This window comes from Streptomyces sp. CG4 (genome assembly GCF_041080655.1).
In the GTDB taxonomy this organism is placed as follows: domain Bacteria; phylum Actinomycetota; class Actinomycetes; order Streptomycetales; family Streptomycetaceae; genus Streptomyces.
Map to the genome: position 1 here is coordinate 6772110 of NZ_CP163525.1, position 21523 is coordinate 6793632.

A 21523-nucleotide genomic window follows, 5' to 3' on the forward strand; every position below is an offset into this window, starting at 1 on the left:
CCATGGATCAGGAACTTTCCCTGAGGGAGCGCAAGAAACTGGCCACGCGGCAGCGGATCTCGGACATCGCGACGGGCCTGTTCATCGAGCGTGGCTTCGACGCGGTGACGGTCGCCGAGGTCGCGCGGCGGGCGGACGTCTCCGCGATGACGGTCTTCAACTACTTCCCGCGCAAGGAGGACCTGTTCCTCGACCGCATTCCGCAGGCCGCCGAACTGCTTGCCGGAGCGGTGCGCGACCGGGCGGCCGGCGAACCTCCGCTCGCCGCCCTGCGCCGCCTCACCCTTCGACTGCTGGAGGAGCGACACCCGTTGGGGGGCGTGGGGGACGCCTTCGCCCCCTTCTGGCGGGTCGTCGTCGACTCACCGGCCCTGCGTGCCCGCGCCCGCGAGGGCGCCGAGGAACTGGAGCGCGCACTGGCCGCCGCCCTCGCCGGGACCGGCACGCCGGACCCGCACCTCCTGGCGGCACTGGTCCTGGCAGCCTGCCGCACGGTCTTCGTCACCTCCGTACGCCGACTGATGGCGGGCGCCCCGGTGGACGAGGTGGCGCAGGAGCACCGGCTGCGCCTGGAGGCGGCCTTTGCGGCGCTGGAGCGAACGGGCCTTGACGGCCAACACCGGTAGCTGCACGGCCGTTTGCCGTGGTCAACGGTGTGGGTGGCGCGGCGGTGGCCGGAGATGGGCGGCGGTGGGGCATCAGCCGAGACCGCCGTACGGCACCGGAGGCAGTCATGAGCGGACGACGCGCCCCGCATGGCCGCGGTCAGCTGCCGCTGCGCGCGGTGCCGTACTGCAACGCGATGCACCGAGGACGTCGATCTGGCCCGCGCGGTCTGGGCCTTCGCTCGCGGCATGGAAGCGGGGCCTGAAGGCGTTGCACCCTTGGCGGGAACGGGAAAGGGTGAGGCCGGATGGCGGAACAGGCGCTGTGGACGCGTGCCCGGCTGGGCCACGAAGGTCCCCCGCTCGACCTCCTGACGGCGAACTTCCGCCGCCACACCTACGCCCCGCACGCCCATGACGAGTACACGATCGGCGTGTGCGTCGGCGGCAACGAGGTCATCGACTACCGGGGCGGTCACATCCGCACCGGCCCCGGCACCATCGTCGTCCTCGATCCCGGCGAGATGCACACCGGCGGCCCTGGCAACGCCACCGACGGCTACGCCTACCGCGCCCTGTACGCCGAGCCGTCGCTGCTGGCCGACGGCACCCTCGGCGGCCTCCCGCACTTCCGCGAACCCCTCCTCGACGACCCCGAACTGGCCACCGTCCTGCGCCGCGCCCACACGGAACTCAGCGCCTGCCCCGACCCCCTGGAGGCGGAATCCCGCCTCCCTTGGCTGCTGACGGCCCTGGCCCGCCGCCACTCCACGGCCCGCCCCGCGTCCGACGTGATCCCCGGCGCCGGCGCGATCGCCCGGCTGGTCCGCGACCGGCTGGCCGACGACCTCACGGAACCGCCCATGCTGGCCGGCCTCGCCGCCGACCTGGGCCTGTCCCGCTACCAGCTCCTGCGAGCCTTCCGTACGACGATGGGCATACCCCCGTACGCCTGGCTCGCCCAGTACCGGGTGAGCAGGGCGCGCGGACTGCTGGAGGCGGGCCTGCGCCCGGCGGAGGTGGCGCCGCTGGTCGGCTTCGCCGACCAGGCGCACCTGACCCGCTGGTTCCGCCGGGTGCTGGGGGTGACGCCGGCGGCGTACCGCAACAGCGTTCAAGACTCCCGGTGAGGTCGTGGCCGAAACTCACCGCATGACTGCACGCGGCTGGTTCCTGTTCTCCCTCATGGGAGTGATCTGGGGCGTCCCCTATCTGATGATCAAAGTGGCGGTGGACGAGGTGTCCCCGCCGGTCGTCGTGTTCACGCGCTGCGCGCTGGGCGCGCTCCTGCTGCTCCCCTTCGCCGCCCGCCAAGGCGGCCTGCTCCGGACCATACGCACCCACTGGCGTCCCCTGCTGGCCTTCGCGTGCCTGGAGATCCTGATCCCCTGGATGACGCTGACCGACGCCGAACGGCACCTGTCCAGCTCGACGGCGGGCCTGCTGATCGCGGGCGTACCGATCGTCGGAGTGATCGTCGCCCGCCTCCTCGGCGACACGGAACACCTCGGAGCCCGCCGCCTGACCGGCCTCGCTCTCGGCCTCGGCGGCGTGACGGTCCTGACACTTCCCCACCTGACCGGCGGCGACGTCCGCTCCCTGGTCGAGGTGTTCGTGACGGTGCTGGGCTATGCGACGGCCCCGGTCATCGCCGCCCGCCGCCTCAAGGAGGTCCCGTCCCTGCACCTCACGGCGGCGTGCCTGACCCTTGCGGCGCTGGTCTACGCCCTGCCGGCGGCCCTGACCCGCCCCTCGTCCCTCCCTTCGCCCTCCGCCCTGGCGGCCCTGACCGGGCTGGGCGTGCTCTGCACGGCGGTGGCCTTCGTGGCATTCCTGGAGCTGATCAAGGAGGCGGGCCCGACACGGGCGACGGTGATCACGTACGTCAACCCGGCCGTGGCGGTGGCGGCGGGCGCGCTCTTCCTGGACGAGCGGCTGACCCCCACGGTCCTGGCGGCCTTCGCCCTGATCCTGGCGGGCTCGGTCCTGGCCACGGCGGCCACCGGTCCTCGCCGCTCCGGGCGCCCGGTACCATGGTCGACACGGCAGACGAGCCGGGCGGACGGCCGCGTGGAGTTCCCCTAGGGGGCTTCCCGAGGAACGTCCGGGCTCCACAGGGCAGGGTGATGGCTAACGGCCACCCGGGGTGACCCGCGGGACAGTGCCACAGAAAGCAAACCGCCCGGGGCTTCGGCCCCTGGTAAGGGTGAAACGGTGGTGTAAGAGACCACCAGTGCCCAGGGTGACCTGGGCAGCTAGGTAAACCCCACCCGGAGCAAGGTCAAAAGGGGCGCCGTGAAAAGCGCCCTGCGCGGACGTTCGAGGGCTGCCCGCCCGAGTCCGCGGGTAGACCGCACGAGGCCGGTGGCAACACCGGCCCTAGATGGATGGCCGTCGCCGAGGGCACCGCAAGGAACCCTCGGAACAGAACCCGGCGTACAGCCCGACTCGTCTGCCCCCTCAGCGCGCGGGCTGACCGCGCTGTCCGGTGCGGAGTCACGTCATTGTCCGGGGCCCAGACTTCCAGGCTTCTTGCGTGCCGTCCGTGCCGTCCTTGCCATCAAGGACCGGCAAGACCATCGGGCAAGCCCGCCTACGGCAATGGCGGCGAGGACGGCTCCCCAGTCGATGACGTGTGGGAGCCCGGGGAAGTAGGCGAAGAAGGCGAGTGTGGCGAAGAGCCCCACGAGGAACGAGACGATCCCGACGCGACGACGCCGCGCTTCCCGGGCTTGGTCCGCGTTGTTCTGCTGCTGTTCGACCATGACGGGCTCACTTCGTGATGTGGTGGCACTGACTTACGCGGTGCACTCCGTTGACATAGAGGTGGGCACACGCCTTTCCATAACGAGGCAGCGTCTGGGGAGAGTTGTTCCGCATCGGGTCGACCTTGCACTCGGTGTGCGTCCTCCCGCGGGATGTGCGGTATGTCCGGTCGTCGGTGTCGGCGTAGGCGAAGTCGATGCGCCAGTTGCAGAATCCGCTGCTGAGGGCCGCGACGAAGGCGCAGTCGACGCCGGCGTTCTGGTAGGTGATCCTCCGGCCGTCTCCGCGGATGATGTGCGTGAACATGCATCCTGTCGGGATCTTCATGGTCATGCCGCCGACGCTGTACTCGAAGGTACGCACGGGAGTTGTCCCGATCGCGGTGGCATGCGCGCCCGTCGGCGCGGTGAGGACAAGAGCTCCTGCCGCGGCCAGAGTCGTGGCGAGGCGAGTTGAGTACTGCAGACGCATGGCGGTCCCTCCCGGTGATCTCCTGACGAGCACCCGGGACAACCGGATTTTGTGACAGGCGGTTGCCGGATTCCGCTTGATCCAACGCGATTGAGTGATCAAGAAACAAGCGGACTGACGTGCAGAAACGTTCGTAGGATCAGAAGGCTGCCGACCGGCATCCGCTGGGCGGCGGCCGCATGACTTCGCAGGCGGCGTGTGGAGTGTCGGGCGTGCGGCCCGACTCGTCTGTCGGGGCGGCTCTGGTCGGGGGCGTGGGTGTGGTTGTCGGGGACCCCGTCATGCCGAGGTGGATGCGGAGGCGTTGCGCTTCTGGGGGGTCGGGGTGATTTCCTCCAGGGAGCGGGCTCGGGTTTCCACTCCGGAGAGGATCAGTGTGGCGGTGGCGAGGGTGAGGGGAGCCGCGCCGAGCAGGGCGGTGGTGCGCAGGGACGGGGTGGCCACCGCCGCCACGACCACGGTGATCATCAGTACGCCGCCGACCTTGGTGACCGCGGCCGTGAGTCCGGAAGCCCGGGAGCGGATCGCCGTCGGGTACACCTCCGCCGTGTACGCACTGAGGACGGCGACGGCCGAACCGGCCGACCAGATGGGGACCGCGAGCAGCAGGTGCAGTGTCAGCGGATGCCCGGTGATCCGGTCGCCCACCGCTGCCAGTGCCGCCATCGCGGCCGCGGTGCAGGCGCCCAGGAGGACGAGTGTGCCCTTGCTGCTCCAGCGGCCGTACAGCCAGGCGATCGCGAGGTTGAACGGCAGTCCCAGCAGCGCCGCGTCTCGCAGGGTGGTGTCGGCGGTCAGTTCGGTGAAGCCCAGGCGCTGCAGGTCGGACGGGATCCACAACTGGAAGCCGTAGGTCACCAGGCCGATCCCGAGGGCCAGCACCACCAGGGGGAGGCTGACTCCGGTGTAGGGCGCCCGCAGCAGCCGTCGATAGCCGTCGCGGGGCGAGGCCGCGGGGGCGTCCGTGGGCGGGCGGGGGGAGGGGATCAGGCGGGCGCCGTAGCGTGCCAGCACGGTTTCGGCGTCGGCCGTCCGGCCAACCGCCGCGAGGAAACGCGGGGACTCCGGGATCCAGTGGTTGAGCAGCAACAGGACGACGCCCGTGGGCAGTCCGAGCAGCCACAGTACGCGCCAGCCGAAGTGCGGTACGAGCAATGAGGCCGCCCAACTCGTCAGCACATAGCCGCCGGCGGTGCCGACGCCGCCGACGAGGACGACGATCCAGCCGCGCTGACGGGTCGGCACGGTCTCCGTCAGCAGGGTGAAGGTGAGCGGGAGCATGCCGCCCGCGCTCATCCCCATCAGGAAGCACATGAGGATGTTCATCCAGAACAGCGGCATGGCTCCGCAGACGGAGGTCGCGAGAAAGACGACGCCGGCCAGGAGAATGGCGGGGCGGCGTCCGATGCGGTCGCCGAATCTGCCCCACAGGAAGGAGCCGATGACGGTTCCGCCGATTCCGGAGAGCGGCAGCAGCGCGACGGGCAGGCCGCCGTCCGGATGGACCGCCGAACGCAAGCCGTATTCCCTGGCCACACCCGGCACGACGAAACTCAGCGTCATGGGCTTCATGACGTCGATGGCCACGGCGAGCACCATCACCAGAGTCAGCGCCCAGTGCGCTCGCGTCAGCGGTACGTCGTCGGCGAAACCGGCCCGGAGCGCTCGCGGCCTGCCGTCGCCCGGCGTCCTGCGGGGGCCGACGATTCCGTAGCCGCACGCTGCCACCCCGGCCAGGACGAACGCCATGCCGGTCAGCATGAGCGGGTCCGAGCCACTGCCCGCCATGGCGGCCTGATGCCCCGGCGGGTGGGCGAGGTGCGCGTACATCGGCAGATGGCCCAGCACGCCGGCGAGGCACAGCAGCGCGCCGCACCAGAACCATCCCGGCCGAGCGAAGTCGATGCGCTGTCCCATGGATCCCCACCTCTCGGAGCCGATGCAGGCCGATGAAGGCTGGTGCCGACCGATGCCGACCGGTGCAGGCCGATGCCACGAAGCACTGTGACAACGTGACTACAACGCGTCAATGGCGGGACAGTCTGTGCGATCGGCCCTGGTTTGTGATCGCGCGCATCGGGTGCATCGGGTGCGTCGCGCGCATCGGGCACCGGCTGCGCGATGTACGGCACCCGGTGCACCACCTGTGCGACGACGGTCAGTCGTGGAGCACTTCTCGCCCCTTCCCGTTGACCTCCGCGACGACGGGACGCGGCTGCGCGGACACCTCCGCCTTCGTGAGCGCGGCCGGCTCGGTCGCCGTGGACGGCTCCTCCTGTGCCGCCTCGTCGCGGCCGGCGCGGGCCTCGGCCTTGAGGATGCGCAGCGACTTTCCGAGTGAGCGTGCGCTGTCCGGGAGCCGCTTCGCTCCGAACAGGACCATGACGACCAGGGCGATGATGATGATTTCGAGCAGACGGTTTTCCAGCATCACGACCTTCTTCGGCTGGTGCGGGTGAATCATTCTCGCGACGCGACGGCATGCCCACCGTCACCTTTTCCGGGGTTCTACCCGGTTGACCGGCGACCGCTGAGCGGGGTTCACCTGTTGGATGCAGGGCCGGTCAGGTGCACTCTTTCGGAGGATCAAGGAAACGCCGAGTTGCCCCGAGGCTATTAATCGCAATAGATGACGCACTGGAGGGGAAATAAATGCTGCGGCAGGACATGCGGCAAGTCGATTTCGGAGCACGCCGATTCAGGCTCCGCTCGGGTCCGGCCCGGCAGCGGTTGGAGGATTCCGGAAGGGCCTTTCTCGAGGGATTCAATCACTCGGTGGATGCCCGAAATGCGGACGCGCTCGGCGCCGCGCTCGACGGTGTCCCCGCAGAATTCCGAGGGTTTGCCTACGAGGGCGCGGGCATGGGCTCCGCGCTGCTCGACCTGCTCACCCTTTCCCGGGGGCGCAGACTGCGGGAACTTCTCGCGGGAGCCGGTGCCGACTATCCGCACCTGATCCATGTGGGGGCCGGCTGGGCCTTCGCCAAGCTGCGCCTGCGCCCCTGGTACGGGCTGCGCGCCGGCGATCCCCTGCTGCGCTGGCTCGCCTGGGACGGATTCGGCTTCTACCAGGGGTTCTTCGACTCGGACCGGGTCGTGGCCGGGCAGCGGATCGAGCGAGGCCTCGACCCGCGCCAGCGTGCCGTGCGGGACCAGGGGCTCGGGCGGTGCCTGTGGTTCCACGAATGCGCCGACCCCGAGGCACTGAGCCTGCGGGTGGCCGAATTCCCCGGGTGGCGGCGGGCGGACCTGTGGAGCGGAATCGGCCTCGCGGCCGTGTACGCGGGGGGTGCGAACCAGGACGAGCTGCGCGCGCTGGTGGAGGCGGCGGGCGGCTACGGCGCCCACCTCGCCCAGGGAGCCGCCTTCGCCTGCGGGGCCCGGCAGCGCGCCCGTACGCCCCTGCCCGAGCACTGCGACCGCGGTGCCCTGATCCTCACCGGGGTGCCGGCGCAGACCGCGGCCGGCTGGACCGACACCGCCCATGCGAACCTGGGCCCTGACCCTCGTACACCACGGCACTACGAGGAATGGCGGGCCGGGATCAGACGGCTGTGGGCGGCCCACGACGGTTCCGCCCCGACCGGCACCCCCACCCAGCACCCCACCCAGCACCCCGCCCCGGCCTCCAGCACTGCTCAACCCGCCGAGGCAGTGACCGTTGAACCCGCCGAACCCGCCGAAGCCGTAACCGCTGAATCCGCGGAGGCTGTAACCGCCGGTGCCCCCAACGCCCTAACCGCCGGTGCCGCCAACACACCAACCCCCGCTGCCGCCAAAGCCGTAACCGCCAAAGCCGGCAAGGGTGCGCTTCGTTTTCGGAGGAGCCGATGAACTCCCCCGGCCGTTTTCTGAGGGCGCACGCCGCCAAGGCCACGGCACTCTGCTGCTGTCTCACGGCCTTTTCGCTGGCCCTGCCTGACGCGGTGTCCGCGGCCGACCGGGCAGCGGCGGCGGCCCCCTTCCACTTCACCGCAGAGCCGCTGAACGCCCCCGACCGGCCGGGTGAGCGGCGGGTGCGGCCGGTGGCTCCGGCCTTTCACCACATCCGGTCGTGGATCTCCTCGGTCGGTGCCGGCGCCGGGCTGTTCGCCGCGGACGGCGGGACGGTCGCGCACGACGTGTGCCTGGTCGACCCGCGCACGGACACGGTCACCGTCGAGCCGGCGCCCGGTACCGGGAAGCGGTACCGCCCCTTCACCCTTGCGGCGAAGGGCCTGTACATGCCGTCGTACGCGGCCCCGATGGGCTGTATGCCGGCCGACCTGAACCAGGACGGCCGGCAGGACCTGGTGGTCTACTACTGGGGCCGCTCGCCCGTGCTCTTCCTGCGCAAGCCCGGCGCCACCCCCGCACGGGCCGCCTTCGTGCCGCGGGAACTGGTGCCCGGCCACCCGGTGTGGAACACCAACGCGATGACCCTGGGCGACTTCGAGGGCAACGGGCACCTCGACCTCGTCGTGGGCAACTACTTCAAGGACGGGGCCCGGGTACTGGACCCCACCGCCAGGCAGTCCGAACTCCAGATGCCGTCGTCGATGTCCCACGCGCTGAACGGCGGCACACTGCGCTACTTCCGGTTCACTGGCGGCCGTTCGGGCCCGCAGCCCGAGGCCCGCTTCGCCGAGGTGCGCACCGCCTTCGGGCCGAAGCCGCCGTACGGCTGGACGCTGGCGCTCGGCGCGCAGGACCTGGACGGCGACGGACTGCCGGACCTGTACCAGGCGAACGACTTCGGCCGCGGCCGGCTGCTGATCAACGAGTCCCGGCCCGGCGCCCCCAAGTTCCGCCTGGCCACGGGCACCCGCCACTTCACCACCCCGAAGTCCAAACAGCTGGGCAACGGCTCGTTCAAGGGCATGGGCGTCGCCTTCGCCGACCTGGACCGCAGTGGCACCCAGTCCATCCTGGTGGGCAACATCACCGAGCCCTACGCACTGGAGGAGAGCAACTTCGTCTTCCGGCCCACGGTGCCCCGCGACCGGCTGGGCGCCCTGCTGCACCGTGGCGAGGCTCCCTACGACGACCACAGCGAGGACATGGGGCTGTCCCGCTCCGGCTGGACGTGGGACCTCGTCGCGGCCGACTTCGACAACTCGGGCTATCCCCAGGTGATGCACGCCACCGGATTCCTGGCGGGCCGGACCGATCGCTGGGCGCAGCTGCAGGAGGCGGCGATGTCCAACGACCTGATCCTGCGGCACCCCGAACTGTGGCCCAATGTGGAACCGGGGGACGATCTCTCCGGCCACGACCCGAACACCTTCTTCGTCCGGACCCCCGAAGGCCGCTATGTGAACCTGGCCAGGGAAGCCGGGGTCGCGTCCACCGCGGTCACCCGGGGATTCGCCGTCGGTGACGTCACCGGTGACGGACGGCTGGACTTCGTCGCGGCCAATCAGTGGGGACAGTCGGTGTTGTACCGGAACCGGTCCAAGGCGGCCCCCTTCCTGGGGCTGCACCTGCGGCTGCCCACCGGATCAGCGCGCGCCGTCACCACCCCGGCCATCGGTGCCGTCGCCCGGCTGCACCTGCCCGACGGGAAGGTGACCGAGCAGCAGCTCTACCCCGCCAACGGACACGGCGGAGTCGCCGCCCCGGATCTGCACTTCGGCCTGGGCGGTCAGAAGCCGGTCCGCCCGATGCGCGTGGACCTCTCCTGGCGAGACCTCCACGGAGTACGGCACGAGCGCACCACAACCCTCCCACCGGGCTGGCACACCCTCGTGCTCGCCGCCGACGGAACCATCGCGGAGGTCCCCGCATGACGACTGACCACACCTGCGCCGTCGACACCGGCAAGCCCTGCGCCCCGTGCCGGCGCAGCAAGGCGCTGCGCCGCTTCGCGATGTCCATCACGGCCGCCACCGTGCTCGGCCACACCGTCCTCGGCTTCGAACAGGCCTATGCCACCCCGCTGTTCTCCGTCCTGGCCGCGGTGCTCACCGAGCTGCTCCTGGAAACGGTCGAGGCATGGGGCCTACGGCGCCCGGTCCGGTACCGGCGGCCGCTCGGCGAAGCCGTCGACTTCCTGCTGCCCGCCTACATCGGGGGCCTGGCCTGCGCGATGCTGCTGTACGCCAACAGCCGCATCTGGCCTACGCTGCTGGCCGCGATCGTCGGTGTGTCCAGCAAGTACCTGTTCCGGGTCCGGGTGATGGGCAAGGCCCGGCACGTCCTCAACCCCAGCAACTTCGGCATCGTTTCGGTCCTGCTGCTGTTCCCGTGGGTGGGCATCGCACCGCCGTACGAGTTCACCGAGTGGCTGAACGGCTGGTGGGGGGCGGTTCCGCCGTCGGTGGTGCTGGTCCTCGGCACCCTGCTGAACGGCAAGCTGACCGGCAAACTCCCGCTGATCCTCGGCTGGGCGGGCGGCTTCGCGGCGCAGGCACTGCTGCGGGGCGCGGTCACCGACGTCTCCACCGTGAGCGCCCTGCTGCCGATGACCGGCACGGCCTTCGTGCTGTTCACCAACTACATGATCACCGATCCGGGCACCTCGCCGTGGCGCCGCCGCAACCAGGTCGTCTTCGGCGCGACCATCGCCGCGGCGTACGGCGTGCTCGTGCAACTGCACATCGTCTTCGGCCTGTTCTTCGCCCTGGTCACCGCCTGCGTGCTGCGCGCGGCCCTGCTGGCCTTCCTCTCGGCGCGCGGCGGCAGCAGCATCCCGGCCCCGCGCCAGGAGGCAGAACAGGCCGACGCCCAGGACGCCCGTGCCACGGCCGCTTCCGGCGCCGGTGCCGCGGTCGCCGACGCGTCCTGACTGGCTAGGAGGGTCGCCGTTGTCCCCGTACGAGAAGGCCGGTGCGGCAGCCCACGACGGCATCGCCGTCGTGGGCATGGCCTGCCGCTACCCCGATGCCGACGACCCCGCGCAGCTGTGGGACCTCGTCCTGCGCAAGCGGCGCGCGTTCCGGCGGCTGCCCGCGGAACGCCTCGCCGTCGAGGACTACGCCGACCCCACGCGCCGCGACCCGGACAGCATCTACGGGACCAGGGCCGCCCTGCTGGAGGGCTGGCACTTCGACCGGGGCGCCTTCCGGGTCCCCGGCGCGGTGCACCGAGCCACCGACCCCGCCCACTGGCTCGCGCTGGAGACCGCGGCCCGCGCGCTGGAGGACGCCGGGGCCCCCGGCGGCGCCGGCCTGGACCGGGACCGGGTCGCGGTGGTCATGGGCAACACCCTCACCGGCGAGGTCACCCGCGCCCGCTCCATGCGGCTGCGCTGGCCGTACGTACGGGCCGTGCTCGACGGCGTCCTGGCGGAGGAGGGACTCACCGGGGCACAGCGCGAGAAGGTGCTCGCCCGGACCGCCGAGCGCTACCTGGAGCCGTTCCCCGCGCCCGACGACGAGTTCCTGGCGGGCGGCCTCGCCAACACCATCGCCGGCCGGATCTGCAATCAGTTCGACTTCCACGGCGGCGGCTTCACCGTGGACGGTGCCTGCGCCTCCTCGCTGCTCGCCGTGACCACGGCCTGCGGGCGGCTGCGCGAGGGGAGCGTCGACCTGGTGCTGGCCGGCGGCGTGGACATCAGCCTCGACCCGTTCGAACTCGTCGGGTTCGCGCGGCTCGGCGCGCTGGCCGAGGACCGGATGCGGATCTACGACAAGGAGGCCACCGGCTTCCTGCCCGGCGAGGGATGCGGGGTCGTTGCCCTGATGCGCAGCCGGGACGCGGCCGCCGCGGGCATGCCCGTCTACGCCGAGATCCGGGGCTGGGGCATCTCCTCGGACGGCGCGGGCGGCATCACCCGCCCCGATCGGCGGGGCCAGCTCCTGGCGCTGCGCCGGGCCTACGCCCACGCGGAGGCCGACCCGGCCGCCACCGGGCTGCTGGAGGGCCACGGAACCGGTACGGCGGTGGGCGACGCGATCGAACTGCAGGCGCTGTGCGCGCTGCGCGCCGGGTCCCCGCGGCCGGCCGCGCTCGGATCGATCAAGGCCAACATCGGCCACACCAAGGCCGCGGCCGGACTGGCCGGCCTGATCAAGGCGTGTCTGAGCGTGCACGGCGGCGTGCTGCCGCCGACCACGGGATGCGACCACCCCCGGGACGAACTCGTCGGCGACGGCGCGGTGTTGCGGATCCTCGCCGACCCGACGGAGTGGCAGCCCGGGCCGCGCGTCGCCGGGGTGAGCGCCTTCGGGTTCGGCGGCATCAACACCCATGTGGTGCTGAGCGAACCCCGGCAGCCGAAGCCGCGAGCCGTCACCCTCCCTGCTGTGCCGCGCGCCCGCAGGGCCGACCCGGAGCAGGAGCTGATCCTGCTCAGCTCGGACAGCCCCGGGGAACTGTCGGACCGGCTGCGACGCCTGGCACGGCTGGCGCCGCGGCTGTGCGACGCCGAACTCCACGACCTCGCCTGCGCCTGGGGCCGCGCGCCCCACCCCGGCCCGGTCCGCGCCGCCCTGATCGCCGCATCCCCCGAGCAGCTCGCCCGGCGCGCCGAGACCGCCGCGGCCGCACTCGCCGAGTCCGGGCCGGGCACGCTGGTCCGGCGCCCCGGCGTGTGGGCCGGGAACGCCTGCCCCGGCCGGGTCACCCTGCTGTTCCCGGGCCAGGGGGCCCCGCTGCCCGCAGGGCCGGGTGCGCTCGGCGCCGACCTGGCCGAGGAGGAGGCGAGCGGGTTTCCCCTCGCCCACGAACTCCAGCCACCCTTCGCCCACGGACCCCGCGCGGTCGCCGACACGGCCGCCGCCCAGTCGGTCGTGCACCGGGCCTCGCTGACGGGCCTGCGGTGGCTTCAGAAGCTCGGCGTACGGGCCGAGGCGGCGCTCGGGCACAGCCTGGGCGAGTACGCCGCGCTCGTCTGGGCCGGCTGTCTGGACGCGCGGGAGAGCCTGGAACTGGTGGACCGGCGCGGCCGGACCATGGCCGAACTCTGCGCTCCCGGCACGGGAATGCTGGCGCTGACCGTCGACGCCGCGGCCGCCGAGGAGCTGTGCCGGGGCACCTCGCTGGTGGTCGCCGCGTACAACGGGCCGCTGGCCCATGTGGTCGCCGGACCCGCCGGTGAACTGGCCGCACTGGCCCGGCGCGCGGCCGAGCGCGGGATCGACGCGCTGCCGCTGCCCGTGGCGCACGCCTTCCACTCGCCCGCCGTCGCCGCCGCGGCGGAGAAGTTCGCGCCCCTGGTCCGCGCCACCGGATGGGCGGCGCCCCGGGGCACGCTGCTCTCCGGCGTGACCGGCGGCGTCTGCCGCGCAGGGGGAGCGGAGCTGCAGGACCTGCTGTGTGCGCAGATGACGGCACCGGTGCGGTTCTGGGAGGCAGTCCGCGCGGCCGCCGACCGCACGGACCTGTTCTGCGAGACCGGCCCCGGCCGCGGCCTCGCGGCCCTGGCCGCCCCCAGCGGCGTGCCCACGGTGTCCCTGGACGTCGGGGCGGCGGGCCCGGGGCCGCGCGCGCAGACCGCGGCCGCGCTCTTCGCCTGCGGTGCGCTCGCCTCGGCCGAGGCACTGTTCGAGGGCCGCGAGAGCCGCCCCGTGAACCCGTGGCGGGAGCGGGTGTTCATCAGCAACCCCTGCGCCCGGCCCGCACCCGGCCCCGGTACCGCACCGGCCGAACCGTCCGCATCCGCCGAACCGTCCGCATCCGCCGGGCCGTTCGCTTCCGTGCCTGCCGAGCGGGCCGCGTCGGCCGAGCCGCCCGTACGCGACGAACCGGCGGTGCCCACCCAGCCGTTCACCTTCGCCCAGCCGTTCACCTCAGTACGGCCCGAACCTTTCGTACGGTCCGAACCTTCCCTAGAGCCTGAACAACCCGTCCCCGCCCAGCCGTTCCCGCCCCCCGATCCTGACGAACCCGTCGGCCACCCGTCCGGGGAGGACGTCGCCGACATCGTGCTGCGCCTGGTCGCCCGGGCCACGGAGTTCGAGCCGACGGCGCTCGCGCCGGACCAGCGGCTGCTCAGCGACCTCCACCTGTCGTCGCTGAAGGTCACCCAGCTGGTCGCCGAGGCCGCCCGCGCGGCGGATCGCGAGCCCCCGGCCGCGCCGCTGACCATGGCGGACGCGTCGCTCGCCGAGATCGTCGAGGTGGTGCGCGCGCTCCCCGGAGCCGGCAGCGGCGCGGGGCCGGACACGATCGTCCCCGGGGTCGCGCCCTGGATCCGCTGCTTCGCCGAGCAACTGCGTCCCGTCGCCCCGCCCGCCCCGGACCCCGCCGACCGTCCGGGCCGGGTCACCGTCGCGGCACCTCGGGGATCGGCGCCCGGCACCTTCCGGCTGCCGGCCGGTGAGCCGGCGGGCCGGGCCGAGCTGGTGTACGTGCCCGACGCGGCGGCGCCGGAGGGGCTCGCCGGGCTCCTCGGCGCGGCCCGCTCGGCCCTCGCCGGTGGCGGTCGGCTCGTCCTGGTCACCCACGGTTCGGGCCTGTCCGGCTTCGCGGGCAGCCTGTACCAGGAACACCCGGAGCTCGGCATCACCGTGCTCCGGGTGCCGCCGACCGAGACGGGCCTGGCGGCCGCGGCAGCCGTCGCGGGCGCCGAGCCCGGGGTGCTGCGGGAGCTGGTGGTGCGCGAGGACGGCAGCTGCGCCGAGCCGGTCGCCATGCCGCTGCCCGAACCGGACGCCGGCGCCGAACCGGTGCTCGGCGCGGGGGACGTCCTGCTGGTCAGCGGCGGCGGCAAGGGGCTGGGCTTCGAGGCCGCCGCCGCGTTCGCCCGTACGACGGGTGTCGCGCTCGCCCTGCTCGGCCGCGGTGATCCGGCCCGGGACGCGGCGCTGCGGCGGAACCTGGAACGGCTCGCCGAACTCGGCGCCACGGTCCGCTACCAGCGGGCGGACCTCACCGACCCGCACGCCACCGCGCACGCGGTCGCCGAGGTGCAGCGCGAACTGGGCCCGGTCACCGCCGTGCTGCACGCCGCCGGGATCAACCAGCCGCGGCGCTTCGCCGACCTCACCGAGACCGACGTACGGGCACACCTGGCACCGAAGACAGCGGGTCTGGCCCATCTGCTGGCCGCGGTGGACCGCGGCCGGCTGCGCCTGCTGATCGGATTCGGCTCGGTGATCGGCCGCTACGGACTGGCGGGCGAGTGCCACTACGCGCTCGCCAACGGCCGGCTGCGCCAGATGCTCCAGGACGAGGCCCGCGACCTGCCCGACTGCCGCACCCTGGTCCTCGACTGGTCGGTGTGGGCCGGCGTGGGCATGGGGGAACGGCTCGGTGTGCTGGACCAGTTGGCCCGCAACGACGTCACACCGATCCCCGTGGAGCAGGGCCTGGACCTGTTGCTGCGGCTGGCCGCCGCCCGGGGCCTGCCCACGGCGGTGGCCGTGCACGGGCGCATGGGACTGCCGCCGAGCCCGCTGCCCGTGGACGCGTTCGGCACCGCGGCCCGGTTCCTGACGCGCCCGCGCATCCACTACCCGGGCGTGGAACTCGTCGTGGACAACGTGCTGACCGAGGCCACCGACCCGTATCTGCGCGACCACCGCATCGACGGGCTGCCGGTGCTGCCCGCCGTCGTCGGTCTGGAGGCGATGGCCCAGGCCGCCTCCGTACTGGCGGGCCGGGCGCTGCGCCGCTGCCGCGAGGTGACGTTCGAGCAGCCCGTCACACCGGCGTCCGGCGCCCCACGCGTCCTGCGGCTGTGCGCGCTCGCCGAGGACGGCGCCGTCACCGTGGCCCTGCGCAGCGACGAGACGGCGTTCGGAGCGGACCACTTCCGCGCCGTGTTCCCGCTGCCGGACGACGACGACACGGTGCCGGCGGGCGACGCGCCGGCCCTGCCGCCGGTGACCGGCGACGACCCCGAGGTCCCGGCCGCGGACCTCTACGGGCCGCTCTACTTCCACACCGGCCGCTTCCGGCGGGTCGAACGGCTGGCCGGACTGCGGGCCCGGCAGGTCAGGGCCCGGCTGGGCCAGGCCGTCGAGGCGGACTGGTTCGCCGGGGGACTGGCCCAGGGCCTGCTCCTCGGCAGCCCCGGACGCAACGACGCGACCATCCACGCGCTGCAGGCCTGTGTCCCGGGCCGGCGGCTGCTGCCCGTGGGCTGCGAGGAGTTCCAGGCCGCGGCGCCGGGCCCGGCAGGCGCGGACGGAGATGTCACCGTGCACGCCCGGGAGCGCTGGTCCGAGGCCGGTGCGTACGCATGGGACGTCGAGGCCGTGGACGGGGGCGGGCGGGTCCTGGTCCGCTGGCGCGGGCTGCGGCTGCTGGACGTGGGCCCGCTGCCGCGCCGGGAGCGCTGGACCCGGCCGCTGCTCGCGGTGCACCTGGAACGGGGCGCGCTCACGCTCGGCCTGGACCCCGCCCTGACGCTCGGCATCGAGTCGGGCCCACCGCGGGAACGTACCGTCCCTCCGGTGCGGCCACCGCACGGGACCTCGCGCAGCCACTGCGGTCCGCTGGTCCTGACCGCCACGGCCCCGGCCGGGGTCGCCGTGGACTGGCAGCGGATCGCCGCCGCCGAGGCGGACGGGGTGCGCTCGGCGCTCGGCGCCCCCTACGAGGGGCTGTGGACGCAACTGCGGCCGGCGCTGGACGAACCGGACCACGCCCTCGCGGCACGGCTGTGGGCGGTGGCCGAGTGCGGCGCCAAAGCGGGGTGCGGCCCCACCGCGCCGCTGACCGTGGACGGGGTCTTCGAGGACGGCTGGGTCCGTTTCCGCAGCGGGCGTTCGCTCGTCGCGACCGCGGTGGTCCCGGCCGAGCTGGCGCCCGAGGGCGTGCAGGCACCGGGGCCGGGCGACGGCGACGGGCCGGGCCCGGTGATCGCCGTGGCCGTGATGACAGGAGCGGGAGGCACACATGTGGCAGCGCACCACGTACAACCACCGGCATCTGGTGATGCTGGAAGAGACGAACCTCGTCGGGAACGTGTACTTCAGTAACTACTTCCTGTGGCAGGGGCATTGCCGCGAACGCTTCCTGGCCGAGCGGGCACCGGGAGTGCTCAGGGCCCTGCACGAGGACTTCGCCATGGTCACCGTCTCCAGCCGCTGTGACTTCTTCGCCGAGCTGTACGCCGTCGACGAGGTGGAGGTGCGGATGTCGCTCGGCGCCCGCGAGGCGAACAAGGTCACCATGTTCTTCGACTACTACCGGCTGCGGGACCGGACGGCCCAGCTGGTGGCCCGGGGAGAGCAGACCATCGCCTGCATGCGGCGCACCGCCGAGGGGATGGAGCCGATGGACGTACCCGAGGAACTCGCCGCGGCGCTGCGCCCCTACGAGCGGGAACCCGCCCTGGCGGTGGCCCGGAGTGTCTGAAGGGGACGTCCGCCCCGGCCGTGCCGCCGCGGCCGCGCCGCTGCCCGTCTGCACCGCCGTGGTGGGCTGCGGACGCATGGGGTCCGCGCTGCTGCAGGCCGCGCTCCGGCAGGGCCTTCCGGTACGGGCCGGGGTGCGCGAACACCGGCGCAGACGGCCCGGTGTGCCGCCGGAGGTGGTGCAGCTGGCGCCCCGGGAAGCCGCGGCGGCGGCCGAGCTGGTGGTGCTCGCGGTGCCGCCGGGCGAGCCGCTGCGGCAGGTGGCGGAGCAGCTGGCACCGGTGCTGGCCGGCAAGGTGGTGCTGGAGCTGTCCAACCCCGCGATGCCCCGGCGGGACATGCCCGCACCGCGTGGGCCCTGGGGGCCGAGCGAGGCGGAGCTGCTGGCCCGGCGGCTGCCCCGGGCACGGGTGGCGAAGGCGCTGAACACGGTATCGGCCAAGGCCCTGAGCCGACTTGGGCCCGCGCCCGGCGGGGAGTGGCGCCGGCCGAGCGTACCCGTCGCCGTGGACGATCCGTCGGCGCAGCGACTGGTCTGCGCCTGGGTGGAGGCGCTCGGCTTCGAGGCGGTGCCGGCGGGACCCCTCACCCATGCCCGCTCGCTGGAGCATCTGGCCCAACTGCTGTGCCACATCGACGCGCAGTCGGGGCGTACGGGGCTGGTGGGATGCCGGATCCTGCGCCCCTGAAGCGCCATTGAAGCGCCTTTGAAGCGCCCCTGAAGCGCCCTGAAGGAGGAAACCCATGTGTGGAACGCCCGAGTCCGATTGCCGGGAAGCCGATGCGCGGACGGTCGTCCGCCTGCTGATGCCCGCCCCGCACGGTCCGCTCGCCGGCGTCGAGGTCCGCCGCCCGGGTCCGTCCGGCCCCCACTGGGACGGCAGCAGAGTGGCGCTGGTGTCCGGAGCGGGAGGCGCCAAGGAGGACTTCCTGCCGCTGATGCACCGCCTGGTCGAGGCGGGACACCGGCTCTTCGCCGTGGACCTGTGCGGCCAGAACGAGACCCCTGGCCCCGACGATCCCGCCGCGTACGGCATCGACGCGCAGGCCACCGACCTGGCCGTCGCGATGACGGCGGCGTGTGCCCGCAAGCCCGTGCACCTCGTCGGCCACGGCGCGGGCGCCCTGGTGGCGGCCACCGCCGTGCTCCAGGCCCGCTCCCGGGAGCGGTTCGCACCGTCGACGTACGGCAGCCTCACCCTCGTCGCGCCCTGCTGGGACGCGCCCCTGACGGCCGGTGACGTGGCGTCGGCCGACTGGGAGCCGCTGGTGGCGCGGCAGCACCGCGGCGGCACCCTGACCGACGAGCGTCGTGCCCTGATCCGGCAGCGGCTGGCCCGCAGCCACCCGATGAGCATGGAGCACCTCGCCGCGGCCGCCGCCGCACCGGATCTCGTCGCCGCGCTGCGCGCCGACGGCATCCGGATGCTGGTGGTGGGCGGCGCGGAGGACCCGCTGGTCCCGGTGGACCGCACCCGGGAACTGGCCCGGCACCTCGGCGCGCGCCACAGTGTCGTCCCCGGAGCCGGACATCTGCCCCACCACGACAACCCCGACGCCCTCGCCGCGGCTCTGACGGCGTTCTGGGCCGAGGACGAGGTGCGCTCGTCCCGCCCGCCCGCGGCTCACCAGGCCGCCGCGACGTGACACGCAACGGCACAGGGCAGCCCGCATATCGGGCTGCCCTGTCGGCCGCGACGGAACGGAAGCGGTGTCGTCAGGGCTGGAGGGGTACGGCGCTGCGGTAACCGTGCGTGGTGATGTGCTCCGCCATCTCGGTGTACGCGCCGGGCCGGTCGGGGAGAGTGGTGGCCAGGCCGTCGACGTAGCGGTTGAACATGCAGAACGCCGCCGCGATCAGCACGGTGTCGTGGATCTCCGTGTCCGTCGCCCCGGCGGAGCGGGCGGTCCTGATGTGCTCGTCGGTGACGTCGCGGCCGCTCTTGTGGACCGCGTCGGCCACGGCGAGCAGCGCCTTGAGCTTTTCGGAGACGGGCGCGCTGGCCGGTTCGGTGCGGACCTGGTCGACCAGGGGCAGCCCCTGGTCCAGTTGGGCGGCGGCGAACGCGGCGTGGCAGTCGGTGCAGAAGGAGCAGCTGTTGAGGTGGGAGACCCGGGCGGCGATCAGCTCCCGCTCGCCCCGGTCCAGGGCGCTGGGCCCGCGCAGCAGGACCTCGGCCAGCTCGCTGAGCGGTGCCGCCGTCTCGGGCCGGAAGGCGAACAGCGACACGATCCCGGGCAGGTCATTGCCGAGCTCGATGTGCGGCATGCGTGGCTCCTTCGGTCGGTCTACCGCACGTCCAGCGGAACGCCCAGCGCCTCGGCGGCCAGGGCGGTTCCCCGCACCCGGGCGTCGATCTTGGCGAAGGCCAGGTCGCGTGAGGTGGACGTGTCGTCGGCGAACGGCGAGAAGCCGCAGTCGTCGCAGGTGCCCAGCTGGTCCACCGGGATGTGCTGGGCCGCGAGCAGCACCCGGTCGCGTACCTCCTCCGCGGTCTCCACCCGGGGATCGATGGGATCGGTCACCCCGACGAACACCCGGATGCCGGGCCGCAGTTGATCGGCGATGATGCCGAGGACCCGCTCGGGGTCGGCCTCGCTAGCCAGCTGGACGTAGAAGTTGCCCACCCGCAGCTGGAAGAGCTTGGGCAGCAGTCCGGCGTAGTCGACGTCCAGGCTGTGGGTGGAGTCGTGGTCGCCGCCGGGGCAGGTGTGCACCCCGAGGCGGGCCCGCTCCGCCTCGCCGAACCGGCCGAGCACCTCGTTGTTGAGGGCGATGAAGTCGTCGAGGAGAGCGCCGCTCGGATCGAGCTTGAGGGAGAGACGGCCCTCGGTGAAGTCGAGCTGGACCACGTGCGCGCCCGCCTCCAGGCAGCCGCGGATGTCGGCCTCCGCCTCGTCGGCCAGGTCGCTCAGGAACGCCTCGCGGGAGTACCCCGCGAGGGGCTCGGCCGGGTAGAGCAGGCTGAGCGCCGAGGGCGCGATGACCGCTTGCTTGAGGGGGCGGTCGGTGTGCCGCAGGGCGTCGCGCAGATACGACTCCGCGCGCACCTGGTAGCGGAACGGCCCCGCGGTCAGGTGCGGCAGCTGCCGGACGTGACCGTCGGCGAACGGGATGACGGCGCCGTCCGGCGCGAGGGCGGCCAGGCCCGCGATCGGGTAGGTGGCGAAGCTGGGCTTGGCCTGCTCGCCGTCGACGAGGACGGGGCAGCCCAGCGCCTCGAGGCGGGCGAGCGTGTCCGCCGTCGCCCGTTCCTGAAGCGCTGTCAGCTCTTTGTCGTCCAACCGGCCTTGGGCGTGCTCACCGAGGGCCTGTTGCAGGTCGCGAGGGCGGGGGATGCTGCCGATCGGTTCCGTGGGGATGCTCATGGCCCGGACCATAGGAAGCCCCCCGCGTCCCGACAAGAAGGCACGAGCCCGCCATCACGGCACGTCGGCCGCCGGTCGCGCCGGGGGCTCTCGGTGACCTGCGGCGATGCGGATTCCGGCGGTATGTCCGCGCGTGGTTCCCGCCGGGGGCGGGTTCACCGGATCGGGATGCCCGTCCAGGCGTCGAGTTGACCCGGCGACCCGGCGACCCGGCGACCCGGCGACCCGGCGCCCCCGCGACCCGGTGGGCGACGACTTCACCCGAGCCGGCTCGGTCCGCATCACGCGAGCCCGGCTCGGTCCGCCGCACACCGGCTCGGCCCGGCCCGGTCCGCGGTCGGCGGATGCGCCGCTAGGTGAGGGCCTCAACGAGTGAATCCCCGGCCACATGGCGCGCGTTTGTGATGATATGCGGTGATATGGGGCATGAAATGGTCGTCATGATTGGGTGTTCGACGGATCCAGCGACCTCAGCAACCTCAGCGACCTCGATGTTCCTCTTGGAGTGATGGTGTTCAACCTGAGCCCGTTCACCCTGGTCGCTCTCGCTCTGATCGCCATGTTCCTCTACGGCCCCGACCGGCTGCCCAAGGCCGTCGGGGAAGCGGCACGTGGCCTGCGCAGGCTGCGTACGGCCCTGCGCGGCGCCACCGACGGGGTACGGCGGGAGCTGGGTCCCGAGTACCAGGATCTGCGCCTGCGTGACCTCAACCCGCGGGCGTTCGTGGCGAAGCACCTGCTGGCGGACGACACGCCCTGGGACCCGCCGAAGCCGCAGTGGCAGCCGGGCCCGAAGCCCGCGGACTGGCCGGCGCACGTGCCGTTCCCCTCGGCCGCCGAGATGGGCATGCCCGAGGACGCGGACCCGTTCAGCGCGCCCATCCCGCGTGAGCGGACCGGGCCGCCGGCCCAGGGCACCTCGGCGGACGCGGCGCCGCAGGAGCCCGTCGAGGAAACGTCACCGGCGGCCGCGGCGGAGGCGGCGGGGGCGGGGGCGCGGGCATCCGCCGTGGAGGCATCCGCGCCGGAGGGCGGCGGGGGCGTACGGATGCACGATCGCTGATCTCGTCGCTCACGCATGAG

The 21523-nt window shown here is 73.0% G+C and carries 15 protein-coding genes, 1 other RNA gene and 1 pseudogene; 12 read left to right on the plus strand and 5 right to left on the minus strand.

Features of this window, described 5'->3' with window-relative positions:
- Nucleotides 1-2: 2 nt before the first annotated feature.
- From AB5L52_RS30950 to rnpB, 4 genes and pseudogenes are all read left to right on the plus strand, one after another.
- The gene (locus AB5L52_RS30950) at nt 3-626 is read left to right on the plus strand and encodes a TetR/AcrR family transcriptional regulator (protein WP_369367277.1); all 624 of its coding nucleotides are present in this window, start codon (nt 3-5) and stop codon (nt 624-626) included.
- Nucleotides 627-913: 287 nt separating this feature from the next.
- Entirely contained in the window at nt 914-1735 is an 822-nt protein-coding gene (locus AB5L52_RS30955) for an AraC family transcriptional regulator (protein ID WP_369367278.1), read from the plus strand.
- An 85-nt stretch (nt 1736-1820) separates the two neighbouring features.
- A pseudogene (locus AB5L52_RS30960) lies at nt 1821-2537 on the plus strand (DMT family transporter); the annotation flags it as partial.
- A gap of 118 nt (nt 2538-2655) precedes the next feature.
- Nucleotides 2656-3060, plus strand: an RNA gene (gene rnpB, locus AB5L52_RS30965) — RNase P RNA component class A.
- A gap of 317 nt (nt 3061-3377) precedes the next feature.
- Here rnpB and AB5L52_RS30970 read toward each other — a convergent pair.
- The 3 genes from AB5L52_RS30970 to tatA form a co-directional block, all read right to left on the minus strand.
- Nucleotides 3378-3842, minus strand: coding sequence for a hypothetical protein (locus AB5L52_RS30970; RefSeq protein ID WP_369367279.1), 465 nt, complete (start codon nt 3840-3842; stop codon nt 3378-3380).
- 279 nt (nt 3843-4121) lie between these two features.
- Nucleotides 4122-5759, minus strand: coding sequence for an MFS transporter (locus AB5L52_RS30975; protein WP_369367280.1), 1638 nt, complete (start codon nt 5757-5759; stop codon nt 4122-4124).
- A gap of 241 nt (nt 5760-6000) precedes the next feature.
- Nucleotides 6001-6273: a Sec-independent protein translocase subunit TatA gene (tatA, locus tag AB5L52_RS30980; RefSeq protein WP_351020873.1), complete on the minus strand. Its 273-nt coding sequence runs from the start codon at nt 6271-6273 to the stop codon at nt 6001-6003.
- 236 nt (nt 6274-6509) lie between these two features.
- On the opposite strand from tatA, the gene AB5L52_RS30985 reads away from it, so the two are divergent.
- Genes AB5L52_RS30985 through AB5L52_RS31015 form a run of 7 tightly spaced genes read left to right on the plus strand, consistent with a single transcriptional unit; the run spans nt 6510 to nt 18718 of the window.
- Complete coding sequence (locus AB5L52_RS30985; protein ID WP_369369006.1) at nt 6510-7676, plus strand: DUF1702 family protein; 1167 nt, start codon at nt 6510-6512, stop codon at nt 7674-7676.
- Complete coding sequence (locus AB5L52_RS30990) at nt 7673-9610, plus strand: CRTAC1 family protein (RefSeq protein WP_351020875.1); 1938 nt, start codon at nt 7673-7675, stop codon at nt 9608-9610. Before AB5L52_RS30985 ends, AB5L52_RS30990 begins: the two co-directional genes overlap by 4 nt.
- A complete protein-coding gene (locus AB5L52_RS30995) occupies nt 9607-10608 on the plus strand; it encodes an enediyne biosynthesis protein UnbU (protein ID WP_351020877.1) in 1002 nt (333 codons plus the stop codon). The genes AB5L52_RS30990 and AB5L52_RS30995 overlap by 4 nt, the downstream gene beginning before the upstream one ends.
- A 19-nt stretch (nt 10609-10627) precedes the next feature.
- Nucleotides 10628-16693 (plus strand): SDR family NAD(P)-dependent oxidoreductase, encoded by a 6066-nt coding sequence (locus AB5L52_RS31000; RefSeq protein WP_369367281.1) that lies wholly within the window; start codon nt 10628-10630, stop codon nt 16691-16693.
- Entirely contained in the window at nt 16611-17072 is a 462-nt protein-coding gene (locus AB5L52_RS31005) for an acyl-CoA thioesterase (protein ID WP_351020881.1), read from the plus strand. The genes AB5L52_RS31000 and AB5L52_RS31005 overlap by 83 nt, the downstream gene beginning before the upstream one ends.
- The gene (locus AB5L52_RS31010; RefSeq protein ID WP_351566093.1) at nt 17065-17760 is read left to right on the plus strand and encodes an NAD(P)-binding domain-containing protein; all 696 of its coding nucleotides are present in this window, start codon (nt 17065-17067) and stop codon (nt 17758-17760) included. Before AB5L52_RS31005 ends, AB5L52_RS31010 begins: the two co-directional genes overlap by 8 nt.
- Nucleotides 17761-17815: 55 nt before the next feature.
- Nucleotides 17816-18718, plus strand: a complete 903-nt coding sequence (locus tag AB5L52_RS31015; protein ID WP_369367282.1) for an alpha/beta fold hydrolase — start codon at nt 17816-17818, stop codon at nt 18716-18718.
- A gap of 70 nt (nt 18719-18788) precedes the next feature.
- Here the strand turns inward: AB5L52_RS31015 and AB5L52_RS31020 are convergent, their stop codons facing one another.
- On the minus strand, nt 18789-19340 hold the full coding sequence (locus AB5L52_RS31020) for a carboxymuconolactone decarboxylase family protein (protein ID WP_369367283.1): 552 nt from the start codon (nt 19338-19340) through the stop codon (nt 18789-18791).
- A 20-nt stretch (nt 19341-19360) separates the two neighbouring features.
- Nucleotides 19361-20440, minus strand: coding sequence for a cobalamin-independent methionine synthase II family protein (locus tag AB5L52_RS31025; protein WP_369367284.1), 1080 nt, complete (start codon nt 20438-20440; stop codon nt 19361-19363).
- A 448-nt stretch (nt 20441-20888) separates the two neighbouring features.
- Between AB5L52_RS31025 and AB5L52_RS31030 the strand changes: the two genes are divergently transcribed.
- Entirely contained in the window at nt 20889-21503 is a 615-nt protein-coding gene (locus AB5L52_RS31030) for a twin-arginine translocase TatA/TatE family subunit (protein WP_351020891.1), read from the plus strand.
- The last annotated feature ends 20 nt before the right edge of the window (nt 21504-21523 follow it).

Bases quoted from the DNA above. Each gene is read 5' to 3' on its own strand.
- AB5L52_RS31020 (WP_369367283.1), bottom strand. From the start codon at position 19,340: ATGCCGCACATCGAGCTCGGCAATGACCTGCCCGGGATCGTGTCGCTG.
- AB5L52_RS31025 (WP_369367284.1), bottom strand. From the start codon at position 20,440: ATGAGCATCCCCACGGAACCGATCGGCAGCATCCCCCGCCCTCGCGAC.
- AB5L52_RS30950 (WP_369367277.1), top strand. From the start codon at position 3: ATGGATCAGGAACTTTCCCTGAGGGAGCGCAAGAAACTGGCCACGCGG.
- AB5L52_RS30985 (WP_369369006.1), top strand. From the start codon at position 6,510: ATGCGGCAAGTCGATTTCGGAGCACGCCGATTCAGGCTCCGCTCGGGT.
- AB5L52_RS31015 (WP_369367282.1), top strand. From the start codon at position 17,816: ATGTGTGGAACGCCCGAGTCCGATTGCCGGGAAGCCGATGCGCGGACG.
- AB5L52_RS30990 (WP_351020875.1), top strand. From the start codon at position 7,673: ATGAACTCCCCCGGCCGTTTTCTGAGGGCGCACGCCGCCAAGGCCACG.
- AB5L52_RS30995 (WP_351020877.1), top strand. From the start codon at position 9,607: ATGACGACTGACCACACCTGCGCCGTCGACACCGGCAAGCCCTGCGCC.
- AB5L52_RS30975 (WP_369367280.1), bottom strand. From the start codon at position 5,759: ATGGGACAGCGCATCGACTTCGCTCGGCCGGGATGGTTCTGGTGCGGC.
- AB5L52_RS30970 (WP_369367279.1), bottom strand. From the start codon at position 3,842: ATGCGTCTGCAGTACTCAACTCGCCTCGCCACGACTCTGGCCGCGGCA.
- tatA (WP_351020873.1), bottom strand. From the start codon at position 6,273: ATGCTGGAAAACCGTCTGCTCGAAATCATCATCATCGCCCTGGTCGTC.
- AB5L52_RS31005 (WP_351020881.1), top strand. From the start codon at position 16,611: ATGTGGCAGCGCACCACGTACAACCACCGGCATCTGGTGATGCTGGAA.
- AB5L52_RS30955 (WP_369367278.1), top strand. From the start codon at position 914: ATGGCGGAACAGGCGCTGTGGACGCGTGCCCGGCTGGGCCACGAAGGT.